A 14,051-nucleotide genomic window follows, 5' to 3' on the forward strand; every position below is an offset into this window, starting at 1 on the left:
CCCGCCCCCGGATCCGGGAGCGGGCGTCGTGGTCGTGCGGGGAGGGCTAGCGGCGCGGTGCGTCCGCATCCGCGTCGCGGCTCACGTCGACGCTGCGGCCGGAGCCGCGCGCCGCGTCGTCGTCCGCGCCGGCCGGGGCCTTCTCGCCCGCGACGGCCGTGGCCGAGTCGGTGCCCTCGACGGCGCTCGCGTCGCGCTTCGTCTTCGCGAGGCTCGCGACGGTCGCCACCGTGATGGTGAGGAGGATGAACGACAGCGAGAACCAGATCGGGATCTCGGGCGCCCAGAGCATCGGCTCGCCGCCGTTGATGAAGGGCACCTCGTTGACGTGCATGGCGTGCAGCACGAGCTTCACGGCGATGAAGCCGAGGATGACCGCGAGGCCCTGCGAGAGGTAGATCAGGCGCTCGAGGAGGCCCGAGATCAGGAAGTAGAGCTGGCGGAGGCCGAGCAGCGCGAAGGCGTTGGCGGTGAAGACGATGTACGCCTCCTGTGTCAGGCCGAAGATCGCGGGGATGGAGTCGAGCGCGAACAGCACGTCGGTGAGGCCGATGGCGAGCATCACCAGGAACATCGGCGTGAAGAGCTTCTTGCCGTCGACGCGGGTCGTCAGCTTGTCGCCGTCGTAGTGGTCCGAGGTGGGGATGAAACGGCGGAGCGTGCGGATGAGCTTCGAGTCGGACTCGTCCGCGTCGTGCGTCTCCTTCATCTGCTTGTAGGCCATGACGAGCAGCAGCGCGCCGAAGAGGTAGAAGACCCAGGAGAAGTTGTCGATGATCGCGGAGCCCATCGCGATGAAGATGCCGCGCATGACGAGCGCTATCGCGATGCCGACGAGCAGCACCTTCTGCTGGAAGGCCCGCGGCACGGCGAAGCTCGACATGATGATGAGGAAGACGAAGAGGTTGTCGACGCTCAGCGCCTTCTCCGTCACGTAGCCGGCGAAGTACTCGCCGCCGAAGGTCCAGTTCGAGAAGACGCCGACGCCGACGCCGAAGACGAGCGCGATGACGATGTAGACGACCGACCAGGTCGCGGACTCCTTCAGCGTCGGCTCGTGCGCCTTCCGCACGTGCGCGAAGAAGTCGAAGACCAGCAGGCCGAGGACGGCTGCGACGGTCGCGGCCCAGAGCCAGAAGGGGACATCCATTGGGGGTTCTCCAGTACTCGGACCTCGACGGGTCCGGTGGGGTACTGAAGGTCTCCTCCACCCCGCGAGCTGTGACTCGCGGAACCGGCCGTACGGGTCGGAGTGGTCCGACCGTATTGACGACACGACCGCCGGATGGGAGTACTCCCCTTCGGGACACGAGTGTATACGCCCGCATGGAGCGCTCCGGACCACCACGGCGGATGCCCAGCTGGGCGGCTGCCGCCGCTACTCGAGGAAGAGCAGGACGATGCCGGCGACGGCCGCGAGCGCGCCGATGCCGATGAGCACGAGGCCGGTCACGCGGAGCGCCCGGCCGTCGAGCTCGGGCGCGTGCGTGCGGACGCGCCATGGGGAGCGCGGCGAGAACCAGACGCGCACGTCGGATCCGGCGGCGAGGTCGTGGGTCTCCGGGGTGTCGGCCGGAGCCTCGTGCACGTCGCCGTCGCCGTCGAACCAGCGGAGGACCCGCTCGGGTGCTGCGCCGTCCTCGCGCGCGGGCTCGTCCGCGACGAGGCCCTCGGTCGCCGTCCAGCGCCGGCCGACGACGCGCACGGAGAGGCCGGCGACGTAGAGCAGGATCCCGGGGACGAGCGCGATCCACGTGAGGAACTCGACGATGAGCGACGCCGCGGCGAGACCGTCCATGCCGTCCACCCGTCCGCTCGTCGAGCCCGAACGGGCCTAGAGGTCGATGCTATCGCCGGGCTCGAGGGCGTGGAACTCGCCGCCGCCCTGCTCCGTCGCCCACTGCAGGCGCCCGTTCGAGATGCCCTTGCCGGCCGCGGAGAGCACCATCTCGTGCGTGGGGAACGCACGGCGCGGCTTCACGGCGAGGACGTAGTCGATGGACTCGCTGATCTTCATCCAGGGCGCGCCCGCGGGTGCGGCGAGCAGGTCGACGTCCACGCCCTCGGGGATCGTGAAGGAGTCGCCCGCGTAGTAGAGGGTCTCGTTGACGAGGACGCCGAGGTTGTCGACCACGGGGATCGAGTCGTGGATGACCGCGTGGGTGCCGCCGAAGAAGCGCAGCGTGAAGGGGCCGGCCTCGACGGTGTCGCCGGCGTGCACGACCGTGACGTCGAAGTCGCCGGCCGCAGCCGCGACGCCCTCGGGTGCGTAGATGGGCACGCCCTCGTTCCTGTCGAGGATCCGCTTCAGCTGCTCGGGCGTCCAGTGGTCCGGGTGCTCGTGCGTGATGACGATGGCGTCGGCGTTCATCGCCTCCGTGATGGGGGTGGTGAAGGAGCCCGGGTCGATGAAGAGCTTGCGCCCGTTCAGTTCCAGGACCAGGGCCGCGTGCTCGAGCTTCGTCAATCGCATGAGAGGAGCCAACACCGTCCAGGCGGCAGGGGCAAACCGAGCGCGGGGGCATCGGTGGGCGCCGGTCGGGGGCGCGCGACCGGCCGCGGGACGGCCTCGGATCGGGCGGATCCGGCCCGGTCGGGGCTCGATTTGGTCGGGCTGTGCGCGCTGTGGCATACTCGACGAGTTGCAAAAGCGGCCCCATCGTTTAGCGGCCTAGGACACCGCCCTCTCACGGCGGTAACACCGGTTCGAATCCGGTTGGGGTCACCAACGCATCACCAGCCCGGTCCCTCCTCGCGGAGGGCCCGGGCTTCTTCTTTCCCCGGGCGCCTCGGTGGCCCTGCCCCGGGCGCCTCGGTCGCCCCTCCCCGGGCGCCTCGGTCGCCCTGCCCGGGGCGCCTCGGCTCCTGTGCCGGGTGCCCGGCGGACCTCGGCGCACGGCCGGGCCCTGTACCGTCGAGGGGTGAGTGTGCACCTGGTCGGAGGCGGCCTGTCGGATGACGACACCCCCCTCCTCGCGCGGTTCCTGTCCGAGGCGACGACGAGGGCGACCGATGCCGCCCGGCTGGAGCCGGCCCGCATCGCCGTGGTCCTCGTCCACGACGGCCTGGGCGCCGAGTGGTTCGACCAGTACGCCGCCGCGCTCCGTGCCGCGGGCGCGTGCGAGCCGGTCGCCGTGCTGGCCCCCGAGGGCGGATCCATCGAGGTCGCGCAGCTGCAGGACGTGGACGGCATCGTCGTCGGCGGGGGCCTGACTCCCGCGTACCGCCAGGCGCTCGAGCCGGTGTTCGGCGAGATCCGCCGCCAGGTCACCGCCGGGGTCCCGTACCTCGGCTTCTCCGCGGGCGCCGCGGTCGCCGCCGAGACCGCCATCGTCGGCGGCTGGCGCATCGGCGACGTCGAGGTCGTGCAGGAGTCCGCGAGCGAGGACCTCGACGAGGTCACCGTGGAGCAGGGCATCGGCCTCATCGACGTCGCGGTCGACGTGCACGCCGCCCAGTGGGGCACCCTCACCCGGCTCATCGCGGCCACCGAGGCCGGGCTCGTCGAGGGCGGCGTCGCCATCGACGAGGGCACCGTGCTCATCGTGGGCGAGGGCCAGCTGGTCGTCGAGGGGCGCGGCAGCGTCTGGTCGGTCATCGGCTCGGAGACGGGCGTCACCGTCAGCTCCGCCGGTGCGTCCTGATCCGCCGCCCGTGCCGCTGACCCTGCCCGAGCTCGTCGAGCGCGGCCTCATGGACGCCGGCTGGGCCGGCGTGCTCGCGCCCGTCGCCGAGACGATCGCGCGGATGGGGGAGTGGCTGCGCGCCGAGGTCGCCGCCGGCCGCCCCTACCTCCCCGCGGGCGACCGCGTGCTGCGCGCGTTCCAGCAGCCGCTCGCCGACGTGCGCGTGCTCATCGTCGGGCAGGACCCGTACCCCACGCCCGGCCACCCCGTCGGCCTGTCGTTCTCCGTCGAGCCCGATGTGCGTCCCGTGCCCCGGAGCCTCGTCAACATCCACCGCGAGCTGCGGGACGACCTCGGGATCCCGACGCCCGAGCACGGCGACCTCACCGCGTGGACCCGCAGCGGCGTGCTGCTGCTCAACCGGGTGCTCACGGTGCGGCCGGGCGCGCCCGCCTCCCACCGCGGCAAGGGATGGGAGGCCGTGACCGAGTGCGCCATCCGCGGGCTGGCGGCGCGCGGCGGACCGCTCGTCGCGATCCTCTGGGGCAAGGACGCGGGATCCCTCGCGCCGCTGCTCGCCCCCGTGCCGTCGATCACCTCGGTGCACCCGAGCCCGCTGTCGGCGTCGCGCGGGTTCTTCGGCTCGAAGCCGTTCAGCCGGGCCGACGCGCTGCTCGCCGAGCAGGGCGCCGATCCCGTCGACTGGCGGCTCTGAGCGCGCACCGCATGATCGGTCCGCGCGCGCGGCCGTCCCCGTAGGATCGCGGCATGCTCGAGGAGGAATACCAGACCAGGCGCCGCCTGCCCGCCCACCTCCGGAAGCCCGCACCGCCGCTGCCCGTCTTCTCCTACGAGATCCGGCCGGCCGTCACGTCCGACCTCCCGGACATCCGCGAGATCTACAACCACTACGTCATGAACAGCACCGTCACCTTCGACGAGACGCGCATGACCCTCGCCCGGTGGCGCGGCCGGTTCGGGCAGCTCGAGCGGATGGGCATGCCGTTCCTCGTCGCCGTCTCGCCGTCGGGGCAGGTGCTCGGGTACGCGCTCGTCGAGCCCGTGGGCAACCGGCGGTCGTCCCGGACGACGGTCGAGGACTCGATCTACCTCGGCGCGGCGTCCACCGGCAAGGGGCTCGGGCGGGCGTTGCTCGTGGCACTCGTCGACGCATGCCGGGAGGCGCGGATCCGCGAGGTCATCGCGGTCATCGCGGACCAGGGCGCGGACGCCTCGATCCGGCTGCACGCGTCGCTCGGCTTCACGGAGAGCGGGCGGATGGGGCGCGTCGGCTGGAAGTTCGGCCGCTGGCTCGGCACCGTAACCATGCAGCTGACGCTCAAGCCGGCGGAGCGGCCGAGCCTGTGGGAGCGGACCAGGCGGCGAGCGACGCCTGGCGCTGCCGCTCCTCGGCCCACCACGCCCGCTCCCGCTCCCGCCGCTCCTCCTTCGCGGTGAGCGGGCGGGGCGCGACCGACTCCATCCGGTGACGGCGCGCCCACCAGCCGGTGAGGAGCGCGGATCCGAGCACGACGGCCATCGGCAGGAGCATGAACGGGCCGCCGGTGCCCGCGCTGCGGTCGAAGCTCTGCGACATCTGGCCGAGGATCACGGTGGGGATGAACAGGAGCGTGTTGTTGAGGGCGTGGATGAGGACGGGGGCCTCGAGGCCGCCCGTGAGCCGGGCCGAGATCGTGGCGGAGAGGCCGAACACGAAGTAGTAGGCGATGAGCCACGGGTCCTCCGCGAGGTGCGCGAGCGCGAAGAGGGAGCTGGAGACCACCGCGCCGACCACGAGGGCGATGGAGGTGCTGCGGAACCAGGATCCGACCGAGCGCTGGATGAGGCCCCGGAACCCGTACTCCTCGCCCGCCGCCTGCAGCGGGGTGGTGAGCAGCACGATCGCCAGGTACAGCATGACCTCGCCGTCGAACCGGACCTCGCCCGAGGGGTCGAGCGCGAACGTGACGCCGATGTAGACGAGGAAGACGGGCGCCATCACGGTCGCGACGCGGCCGAGCCAGCGCCAGCGGAAGCGGCCGGCGATGGAGGACATCGCGCCCATCCGCACGCCGAAGAGCCAGCGCTGCAGGAGCATCGAGACGGGGATCAGCGCGGCGAGCGACAGGTTCGTGGCGAGCAGGACGATGGGCGTCATGGTCGTGAGGGACGCCTCGTCGTGAGGGTCCATCCGGCCCGTGAGAATCTCGATGAGGATGGCGGCTCCGCCGAACACGAGGGACAGGCCGAGGAACGCGACGCCGAACAGGACGAGCGCCACGATGCCGCGCCACGGGCCGCCCGTGTCCCGGAGGCCGTGGTGGTAAGGGACGGGCGGGCGCTCGGGGAGAGGGGGCAGCTCGGGCGGGAGCGTGCCGGGCGTCCCGGCCGCAGGGGGAGCGCCGGGGTCGACGGGCGGCGCGACCGGCGGGCCGGGGTTCTCGGCGTGGTCGGGCGTGGTCGGCTCCTGTGCGCTCATGCCGCCACGGTACGCGGGGTGGTGGCGTGCGCGGATCCACCCGATGGCGGAGGGCGCGCGGCGGAGGGCGCGGCGGAGGGTCGACGGGACGCCGTCGTCGCCGTGCGTCCGCGTACGGTGGTCGGGACGAGAGGCGCACCCATGCAGCAGGACCAGCACGAGGACCAGGGGCACGACGAGGCCCGCGACGCCGACTTCGCGGAGAAGCGGCACGACCAGCTGACGACCGCGCCCAAGGCGGTGGAGTCGGATGCGGCGACGCGCATCGACGTGACCGAGCAGGAGGGCGGCGTGACGCGGATCGACGTCGCGGACACGGCGTCGGTGCGGCCCGGGAAGACGACGCCCGCGCGCGAGTCGTGAGCGACGCCGGCGTGGTCGCGGCCCCGCGCGACGTGCTCGTGCTCGGCGGCACCGCGTGGATCGGCCGCCTCATCGCGGAGCGTCTGGCGGCGCGCGGTGACCGGGTGACGTGCCTGGCGCGCGGCGCGGGCGGATCCGCGCCCGACCTCACGCGGTTCGTGGCGGCCGACCGCGACCTGCCCGACGCGTACGCCGCCGTCGCCGGCGCGGACTGGGACGAGGTCGTGGACCTCACGTCCTCCGCGGAGCACGCGCGCCAGGCTGTCGCGGCGCTCGCCGCCCGGGCCCGGCACTGGACGCTCGTCAGCACCGTGTCCGTCTACGCGTCCCACGAGGACCCGGGCGCCGACGAGACGGCGGCGCTGGTGGATCCGGTCGACCTCGAGGAGTACGGGCAGGCGAAGGTCGCGGCCGAGCGCGCGGTGACCGCGGCGCTCGCCGGACGGCGGATGATCGTGCGCCCCGGCCTCATCACCGGACCCGGCGACGACAGCGACCGATTCGGCTACTGGCCCGCCCGGTTCGCGCTCGCGGGTGACGGACCCGTGCTCGTGCCCGACGCGACCGGCCGTCGATCCCAGGTGATCGACGCGCGCGACCTCGCCGACCTGGTCGTCGACGTCGGCGTGCGCGCGCTCGACGGCGTGGTCGACGCGGTGGGCGAGAGCGTGCCGCTGGCCGACGTGCTGGACCTCGCGGCGGAGGCGGCGGGATCCACGGGCGAGCGGGTGGCGGCGACCGACGCGCAGCTGGCCACGGCCGACGTGCGGCATTGGGCCGGCCCGCGCTCCCTGCCGCTGTGGCTGCCGAGCGAGGCGGCCGGGATGCTGGCGCGGAGCGACGCGGGGATCCGCGCCCTCGGCGTCGCGCGTCGTCCGCTCGCCGAGACGATGCGGGACGTGCTGGCCGACGAGCGGGAACGCGGGATCGACCGGGCCCGTGCATCCGGCCTCACGCGCGCCGAGGAGCTCCAGGTCCTGGCGACGCTCGGCTGAACGGCCCCGCGCACGAGCGCCGCGCCCCGTCCGAGGACGGGAGCGCGGCGCTCGGGGTCCACGCTGGTGGATCAGCGGATGGCGGCCCGCAGCTCGGCGGCGGCCGCGGCCGGGTCGTCGGCCGAGTAGATCGCGCCGCCCGCGACGGCGACCACGGCGCCCGCGGCCTGCACATCGGCGATGGTCGACGCCTTCACGCCGCCCGCGACGGAGAACGCCACGCCGGACGCCTTGCCGTCCTCGAGCAGGTTCCCGAACGTGTAGCCGTCCTCCGCCTGCTCGTCGAGGCCCGCGTGCATCTCCACGAACTCGGCACCGAGCTCGGTGACCTCCTTCGCGCGCTTGGCCTTGTCGGGGACGCCGATGAGGTCGACGACGATGCCCTTGCCGTGCTTCTTGGCCGCCTTCACGGCGCCCGCGATGGTGCTGTCGCCCGCGACGCCGAGGACGGTGACGAGGTCGGCGCCCGCGGAGAACGCGATGTCGGCCTCGAGCTCGCCGGCGTCCATCGTCTTGAGGTCGGCGAAGACGATCTTGTCGGGGTGCGCCTCCTTGATCGCGGTGATCGCGGAGAGGCCCTCGGCCTTGATGAGCGGGGTGCCCAGCTCGATGATGTCGACGTGCGGCGCGGCCTTGCCGGCCAGCTCGAGAGCGTCGGCGGTGGTGAGCACGTCCATGGCTACCTGGAGCTTCATGTGGTTCCTCTTCCTGTCGTGATGCGTGGTGGTGGGGATCGGGTGACCGTCGGTCACTCGAGGTTGGCGTGACGCGGCCACAGCTCGTCGGCCGAGAGGCCGGACGCCTGCCACAGCGCGTGGAATACCGCGTCGCCGACGAGCGCGACGGAGAGCTCGAAGAGCCCGCCCGCGTACTGCGCCGAGACCGTGCCGCCGTGGTCCTGCTTGGCGGCCGCGGGGATCAGCACGGTCACGTCCGCGAGGTCGGCGAGCGGGGAGTCGTCGGCCGTCGTGAGCGCGACGATCCGTGCGCCGACGTCGTGCGCGGTCTGCGCCGCCGCGACGATGCCGGCCGTGGTGCCGGATCCGCTCGCGACGAGGAGGACGTCGCCCTCCGCGATCGCGGGCGACGTGGCCTCGCCGACGACGTGGGCGTCGAGCCCCAGGTGCATGAACCGCATGGCGGTCATGCGGAGCGCCAGGCCGGAGCGGCCGGCGCCGAGGGCGAAGACGCGGCGGCCGTCGCGGATCACGCGCGCGGCCTCGTCGAGGCGCGCCGCGAGGTCCGGCTCGGCCAGCGCGCGCGCGACGCGGGCGTTCTCGTCGGCGATGAGCGTGAGGGCCGTGGCCACGTCGACGGGGGCGTCGCCGGTCGGGCGGGGGTCGGGCGTCGAGTTGGTCACCTGTCGAGGGTGCTCCCCGCGACCCGTCCGTGCCGCCCACCCGACGGGTGGATCCGCCTACCCGTTCGAGCAGGTCGCCGTCGCGCGGATGGCGGTTCGGGTGGGCGTACGGTGGCGTGATGCCGTCCCGGACCCACCCCGCCGATCCCGCCGCCCACTCCGCCGCCGACGCGGTCGCGCTCCTCGACGGGCTGCACGACGCGCTCGCCGCCCCGCTGCAGGAGGTGGCGGACGCCCTGTCCGGCCTGATGCAGCCCGTGGTCGCGCACCGCGCACTCGTCATCTTCACGGAGGACTGCACCGGCCGTCCGCGCAAGAAAGCGGGCGAGGCCGAGGTCGTCGAGAACGTGACCATCGCCGAGCTCGACCGGATCCTGGCGAGCCTCGCCGACGCGTCCGGCGACACCGCAGACGCCGGCTCCGCCTGGGCCGTCCAGCGCCCCGTCGGCGGCCGACCCCGCACGATCGCCGCGTGGCGCGCCGACACGGGCGCGCTCCTCGTGCTCGTGGATCCCGTCGCGGCGCACGACGACGTGCCCGCCGCCCGCGAGCTGGTGCGGGCGCTGTGGCGGAGCGTCGCCCACGGGATCCGGCAGCAGGTCGCGGCCGCACCGCCCGCCTACCTGGCGGAGGCGCGTGCCGTGTCCTCGGAGCGCGCCCGGATCGTGTCCGAGCTGGGCGACGCGCACGCCACCACTCTGGAGTCGCTCCTCGCCGTGCTGCGCTCCTCGCGCACGGGCGACGCGGCCGCCCGGCAGACCGCGGCCGACCTCGCGACCAACGCCATGGTCGAGCTGCGCGCCGCGAGCGACCGCGACCGCTCGCTCGGCGAGGAGCCCGTCGCGCGCGCGTTCGCCCGGCTCCGCGACGACCTCCGCCCGCTCGTGCGGTTCCGCGACCTCGACGTGCAGTTCGTGGAGCCGCCCGTGGAGGGGCGCGCGCTACCGGGCGAGGTCGCGCACGCGGGTCGGGCCATCGTGCGCGGCGCCGTGCTCGCGCTCGTGGAGCAGCCGGACGTGACGCGGGTGCGGATCCAGTGGGACTGCGACGGCAGCAACCTGCTCGTCGGGATCCGCGACGACGGCGCGGGCGCGACCACCGCCGACCTCGACGCGCTCCGCCGCCTCACCGACCGCGTCGCCGCGCTCGACGGCGAGCTCGACGTGACGGCGACGCCCGGCTGGGGATCCGAGATCGCCGTCCGCCTGCCGCTCGACGCGCCCGCCGCCGGCCTCGACGCCGCGGGGGAGGCCGGGCTCAGCGCGCGCGAGCGGGAGGTGCTCGCGCTCGTCGCCGGCGGATCCCGCAACCGCGCCATCGCGACCTCGCTCGGGATCAGCGAGAACACGGTGAAGTTCCACGTGGCGAACCTGCTGCGGAAGATGGGCGCGTCCACCCGCGCGGAGCTCGCGGGGCTCGTGCGCGGCTGAGGGCGTGCGACCGGGCTGCGAGCGGATCCGCGAGTTAACCGCACGGAAACCTCCGCTCCGTAAGGTATTGAGCACCGCCGCCCGCCCGAACGAGGATGTCCCCGCATGCGCCCTGCTCCCACCCGCCGCCCCTCCGGAGCCGCGCGCTCCGGCGCCCTCGCCCTCGTGGCGGGCCTCTCCGCCACCGCGGTGTTCGGCCTTGGTGCCGCGCCCGCATCCGCCGACGAGGTCCCCGTCGCCATCGACGTCTACTCGATCAACGACTTCCACGGCCGCCTGGAGACCACGTCCTCCACCGCGGGTGCCGCCGTGATCTCCGGCGCGTTCCAGCAGGCGAAGGCCGAGAACCCGAACAGCACGCTCATCTCCGCGGGCGACAACATCGGCGCCTCCACCTTCACGTCGCTGTCGCAAGCCGACCAGCCCACGCTCGACGCGCTGAACGCGATGGGCGTCTCCGTCTCGACCCTCGGCAACCACGAGTTCGACCAGGGCCGCGACGACGTCGACGGCCGCGTCGTGCCCGCATCCGACTTCCCCTACATCTCGGCGAACCTCTACGAGAACGGCACGAAGGAGCACGCGTACGCGGCGTACGACGTGCAGGACATCGACGGCGTGCGCGTCGCGTTCGTCGGAGCCACCACCGAGTCGCTGCCCGAGCTCGTGAGCCCGGCGGGCCTCGCGACGCTCGACGTCGGCAGCGTCGTCGACGCCTCCACCGCGACCGCCCGCGCGCTCCGCGACGGCGACGACGCGAACGGCGAGGCCGACGTGGTGGTGCTCGTCGTGCACGAGGGCGCGTCCACCTCCGACGAGTCCTCCCTCACCGACGACTCGGTCTTCGGCCGCATCGTCACGGGCGTGCAGGCCGACGTCGACGCCGTGATCTCCGGCCACACGCACCTCGGCTACGACTACGAGCTCAGCGTCGCGGGCAAGGCCCTGCCGCTGCCCGTGCTGCAGACCGGCAGCTACGGGACGAACCTCGGGCACCTGTCGCTCACGGTGGATCCCGCCACCAAGGCCCTCACGTCCATCTCGAGCGAGCTGGTGCCGCTGCTCACGACCGACGGGAAGCCGGCGTTCCCGGCGGATCCCGCGGTGCAGCGCATCGTCGACGACGCGGTCGCGAAGGCCGAGGTCATCGGCAGCCGCACGGTCGGCGAGATCACGGGCGACATCACGCGCGCCCGCCAGGCGGACGGCTCCGAGAACCGCGGCGGCGAGTCGACGATCGGCAACCTCGTCGCCGACGCGCAGCTCTGGGCCACGCAGGCGGACCTCGGCACCGAGATCGCCTTCATGAACCCGGGCGGCGTCCGCCAGGACCTGGTCGTGGCATCGTCCGGCGCGGGCGACGCCGAGGGCGAGGTGACCTACAAGGAGGCCGCCATCGTGCAGCCGTTCGCCAACACGCTCACGACCGCGAGGATCACGGGCGCCGGCGTCAAGGCCGTGCTGGAGCAGCAGTGGCAGCCCGAGGGATCGTCGCGGCCGTTCCTCAAGCTCGGCCTCTCGCGCGACCTCACCTACACGTACGACCCGACGGCCGCGCGCGGCGAGCGGATCACGGGCGTGTTCTTCCAGGGCGCGCCGGTGGATCCCGCGCGCGTCTTCACGATGGTCGCGAACAGCTTCCTCGCGGAGGGCGGCGACAACTTCACGGAGCTCGCGAACACGACCGAGCAGAGCGACTCCGGCCGGGTCGACCTCACGGCGTTCGTCGACCACATCACCGAGTTCTCGCCCGTCGAGCCGGACTCGGCGACGCGCTCCATCGGCATCGTCGACACCACGGACGCCGCACCCCGCGCCGGGCAGGAGCGCTCGTACGAGCTGTCGTCGCTCCTCGTCTCGAACGCGCCCGTGCAGGACACCGAGGTCGTCACGCTCATCGACGGCGAGGAGGTCGCGCGCACGCCGATCGACGCCGCGGTCGTCGACACGACCGACGAGCAGGGCCGCGCGAGCGTGCGCTTCACGGTGCCGGCCGACCTCGCCGCGGGATCCCACCAGCTCGCGTTCCTGCTGCCGAGCACGGGCGCGTCGGTGCTGTACGCGCTCGACACGGCGTCCGGATCCGTCGTCCCGTCCGGCACGGGCACGGTGCCCGCGCCGAGCACCGAGCCGACGCTCGCGGCGACCGGATCCGAGGCCGGACCCGTGCTCGGCACCTCGCTCGCGGCGCTCGCGCTCGGCCTCGCGCTCGTCGCGTTCCGCCGCCGCGCATCGGCGGTCGCGCGCCGCTAGTCAGCAGCTGTCCGCGCGGGCGGGGCGGGTGCCGGGACGACCGGTGCCCGCCCCGACCGTGCGTCCGGTGCCAGCCGGTCGGCCCGCCCCGACCCCGGCCTACGCTGGAGCGGTGTTCGAACTCCACCACCTCAGCGCCCACCACCTGTGGGACCAGCTCCAGCGCGGCGAGGTCACCCCGACCGAGCTCGTCACCCACTACCTCGAGCGCATCGAGCGGCTGGATCCGCAGCTCGGCGCCTTCACGACCGTCACCGCCGACCGCGCCCTGGAGCGCGCGCGCCACGTCGAGCGCGAGGTGCCGCGCACCGCGCCGCTCTGGGGCCTGCCCTTCGGCGACAAGGACCTCTCCGAGCGCGCGGGCGTCCGCACCACGTTCGGCTCGCGCCTCTTCCGCGACCACGTCTCCGACCGCACCGACGCGATCCCGCAGGCGCTCGACGACGCGGGCGGCATCAGCCTCGGCAAGACCAGCGCGCCCGAGTTCGGCCTTCCGTCGTACACGGAGAGCCTCGTCGCGCCGCCCGCCCGCACGCCCTGGGACACGACGCGCGGCGCCGGCGGATCCAGCGGGGGAGCGGCCGTCGCGGTGGCAGCGGGTCTCCTGCCGTTCGCGCCGGGATCCGACGGCGGTGGCTCGGTGCGGATCCCCGCCGCGGCCACCGGCCTCGTCGGCCTGAAGCCGTCGCGCGGCCTCGTGCCCGCCGGATCCGGGCAGGAGTCGCTCGCCGGCCTCGTCGTCCCCGGCCCGCTCGCGCGCAGCGTCGCGGACGCGGCCATGCTGCTCGACGCCATGATCGGCCGGGTCAACGGCCGGATCCCGCACCCCTTCACCCTGCGCGCGCCCGAGGACCCGGACGGCGACCTCCTCGGCGCGGCCGTCCGCGGCGAGGGCCGCTTCCAGATCGGCGTGATGACGACGACGCCGTGGGACGACGCCTACGAGATCGTGCGGGACGCCTCCGCCGACGACGCCCTCGCGATCGCCGTGCGCGAGCTCGCGACCATCGGCCACGGCCTCGAGGACCTCGCGCTTCGGCCGGACCCCACCTACGCGCCCGCGTTCCGCACCATCTGGCAGGCGGGCGCCGCGGGGATCCCCGCCGAGGGCGACCAGCTCGACCTCCTCGAGCCGCTCACGCGCTGGCTCGTGGAGCGCGGCCGGGCCCTCTCGGCGCGCGACCTCGCCCGGGCGCTCGCGCAGCTCGCCGCGTACGAGCGCAGCGTCATCGCGCAGTTCGCGCACGTCGACGCCGTGCTCACGCCCGCCCTCGCGCTGGAGCCGCGGCCGGTCGGCTGGTACGACGCCGAGGACGGCGAGCGGAACTTCGCCCAGCAGGTGCAGTACACGCCGTACACGTCGTTCGCGAACGTCACGGGCCTCCCCGCGATCACCCTGCCCGTGCACCTCACCGACGACGCCCTGCCGATGGGCGTGCAGCTCATCGGGCGGCCGGGCGGCGAGTCGACGCTCCTCGCGATCGGCCGGCAGCTCGAGCGGCGGCTGCGCTGGGAGCGGCGGCACCCGCCGCAGTGGTGAGCGGG

At 73.8% G+C, this 14,051-nt stretch carries 14 protein-coding genes and 1 tRNA gene; 9 read left to right on the top strand and 6 right to left on the bottom strand.

Annotated elements, in window-relative coordinates:
* Positions 1-46 precede the first annotated feature (46 nt).
* From CMS_RS07100 to CMS_RS07110, 3 genes are all read right to left on the bottom strand, one after another.
* Positions 47-1,150: a TerC family protein gene (locus CMS_RS07100; RefSeq protein WP_012298813.1), complete on the bottom strand. Its 1,104-nt coding sequence runs from the start codon at positions 1,148-1,150 to the stop codon at positions 47-49.
* A gap of 228 nt (positions 1,151-1,378) precedes the next feature.
* Positions 1,379-1,798: a DUF3592 domain-containing protein gene (locus CMS_RS07105; RefSeq protein WP_041464933.1), complete on the bottom strand. Its 420-nt coding sequence runs from the start codon at positions 1,796-1,798 to the stop codon at positions 1,379-1,381.
* 36 nt (positions 1,799-1,834) lie between these two features.
* Positions 1,835-2,473: an MBL fold metallo-hydrolase gene (locus tag CMS_RS07110; protein ID WP_041464503.1), complete on the bottom strand. Its 639-nt coding sequence runs from the start codon at positions 2,471-2,473 to the stop codon at positions 1,835-1,837.
* A 179-nt stretch (positions 2,474-2,652) separates the two neighbouring features.
* Here CMS_RS07110 and CMS_RS07115 point away from each other — a divergent pair.
* The 4 genes from CMS_RS07115 to CMS_RS07130 all read left to right on the top strand — a co-directional run bounded on the left by CMS_RS07115 (position 2,653) and on the right by CMS_RS07130 (position 5,084).
* Positions 2,653-2,728, top strand: a tRNA-Glu gene (locus CMS_RS07115).
* 193 nt (positions 2,729-2,921) lie between these two features.
* A complete protein-coding gene (locus CMS_RS07120) occupies positions 2,922-3,644 on the top strand; it encodes a Type 1 glutamine amidotransferase-like domain-containing protein (protein WP_041464504.1) in 723 nt (240 codons plus the stop codon).
* 10 nt (positions 3,645-3,654) lie between these two features.
* A complete protein-coding gene (locus CMS_RS07125; RefSeq protein ID WP_012298817.1) occupies positions 3,655-4,341 on the top strand; it encodes a uracil-DNA glycosylase in 687 nt (228 codons plus the stop codon).
* Between the two features lie 53 nt (positions 4,342-4,394).
* A complete protein-coding gene (locus CMS_RS07130) occupies positions 4,395-5,084 on the top strand; it encodes a GNAT family N-acetyltransferase (protein ID WP_012298818.1) in 690 nt (229 codons plus the stop codon).
* Here the strand turns inward: CMS_RS07130 and CMS_RS16560 are convergent.
* Positions 4,966-6,105 (bottom strand): CPBP family intramembrane glutamic endopeptidase, encoded by a 1,140-nt coding sequence (locus CMS_RS16560; protein ID WP_086935895.1) that lies wholly within the window; start codon positions 6,103-6,105, stop codon positions 4,966-4,968. The two genes, CMS_RS07130 and CMS_RS16560, sit on opposite strands and share 119 nt — an antisense overlap.
* Before the next feature lie 141 nt (positions 6,106-6,246).
* On the opposite strand from CMS_RS16560, the gene CMS_RS07140 reads away from it, so the two are divergent.
* Together CMS_RS07140 and CMS_RS07145 are read left to right on the top strand one after the other, a co-directional pair.
* A complete protein-coding gene (locus CMS_RS07140; RefSeq protein ID WP_049791904.1) occupies positions 6,247-6,468 on the top strand; it encodes a hypothetical protein in 222 nt (73 codons plus the stop codon).
* A complete protein-coding gene (locus tag CMS_RS07145; protein WP_012298820.1) occupies positions 6,465-7,463 on the top strand; it encodes an NAD-dependent epimerase/dehydratase family protein in 999 nt (332 codons plus the stop codon). The genes CMS_RS07140 and CMS_RS07145 overlap by 4 nt, the downstream gene beginning before the upstream one ends.
* Before the next feature lie 71 nt (positions 7,464-7,534).
* Here the strand turns inward: CMS_RS07145 and hxlA are convergent, their stop codons facing one another.
* Together hxlA and hxlB are read right to left on the bottom strand one after the other, a co-directional pair.
* The gene (gene hxlA / locus CMS_RS07150) at positions 7,535-8,158 is read right to left on the bottom strand and encodes a 3-hexulose-6-phosphate synthase (RefSeq protein ID WP_041464505.1); all 624 of its coding nucleotides are present in this window, start codon (positions 8,156-8,158) and stop codon (positions 7,535-7,537) included.
* 53 nt (positions 8,159-8,211) lie between these two features.
* Positions 8,212-8,823 carry a 6-phospho-3-hexuloisomerase gene (gene hxlB / locus CMS_RS07155; protein WP_012298822.1) on the bottom strand — a complete coding sequence of 204 codons (612 nt, stop codon included), beginning with the start codon at positions 8,821-8,823 and terminating at the stop codon, positions 8,212-8,214.
* Between the two features lie 119 nt (positions 8,824-8,942).
* Here hxlB and CMS_RS17850 point away from each other — a divergent pair, with 119 nt between their 5' ends.
* From CMS_RS17850 to CMS_RS07170, 3 genes are all read left to right on the top strand, one after another.
* Positions 8,943-10,253 carry a LuxR C-terminal-related transcriptional regulator gene (locus CMS_RS17850; protein ID WP_049791905.1) on the top strand — a complete coding sequence of 437 codons (1,311 nt, stop codon included), beginning with the start codon at positions 8,943-8,945 and terminating at the stop codon, positions 10,251-10,253.
* Positions 10,254-10,358: 105 nt separating this feature from the next.
* Positions 10,359-12,506 carry a bifunctional metallophosphatase/5'-nucleotidase gene (locus CMS_RS07165; RefSeq protein WP_041464506.1) on the top strand — a complete coding sequence of 716 codons (2,148 nt, stop codon included), beginning with the start codon at positions 10,359-10,361 and terminating at the stop codon, positions 12,504-12,506.
* 112 nt (positions 12,507-12,618) lie between these two features.
* Complete coding sequence (locus CMS_RS07170; protein WP_041464507.1) at positions 12,619-14,046, top strand: amidase; 1,428 nt, start codon at positions 12,619-12,621, stop codon at positions 14,044-14,046.
* Positions 14,047-14,051 lie beyond the last annotated feature (5 nt).

This window comes from Clavibacter sepedonicus (assembly GCF_000069225.1).
GTDB lineage: Bacteria > Actinomycetota > Actinomycetes > Actinomycetales > Microbacteriaceae > Clavibacter > Clavibacter sepedonicus.

Excerpts from the sequence above, each read along its gene's own strand:
- CMS_RS07105 (WP_041464933.1), bottom strand. The coding sequence starts at position 1,798 with ATGGACGGTCTCGCCGCGGCGTCGCTCATCGTCGAGTTCCTCACGTGG.
- CMS_RS07130 (WP_012298818.1), top strand. The coding sequence starts at position 4,395 with ATGCTCGAGGAGGAATACCAGACCAGGCGCCGCCTGCCCGCCCACCTC.
- CMS_RS16560 (WP_086935895.1), bottom strand. The coding sequence starts at position 6,105 with ATGAGCGCACAGGAGCCGACCACGCCCGACCACGCCGAGAACCCCGGC.
- CMS_RS07140 (WP_049791904.1), top strand. The coding sequence starts at position 6,247 with ATGCAGCAGGACCAGCACGAGGACCAGGGGCACGACGAGGCCCGCGAC.
- hxlA (WP_041464505.1), bottom strand. The coding sequence starts at position 8,158 with ATGAAGCTCCAGGTAGCCATGGACGTGCTCACCACCGCCGACGCTCTC.
- CMS_RS07100 (WP_012298813.1), bottom strand. The coding sequence starts at position 1,150 with ATGGATGTCCCCTTCTGGCTCTGGGCCGCGACCGTCGCAGCCGTCCTC.
- CMS_RS07165 (WP_041464506.1), top strand. The coding sequence starts at position 10,359 with ATGCGCCCTGCTCCCACCCGCCGCCCCTCCGGAGCCGCGCGCTCCGGC.
- CMS_RS17850 (WP_049791905.1), top strand. The coding sequence starts at position 8,943 with ATGCCGTCCCGGACCCACCCCGCCGATCCCGCCGCCCACTCCGCCGCC.
- CMS_RS07110 (WP_041464503.1), bottom strand. The coding sequence starts at position 2,473 with ATGCGATTGACGAAGCTCGAGCACGCGGCCCTGGTCCTGGAACTGAAC.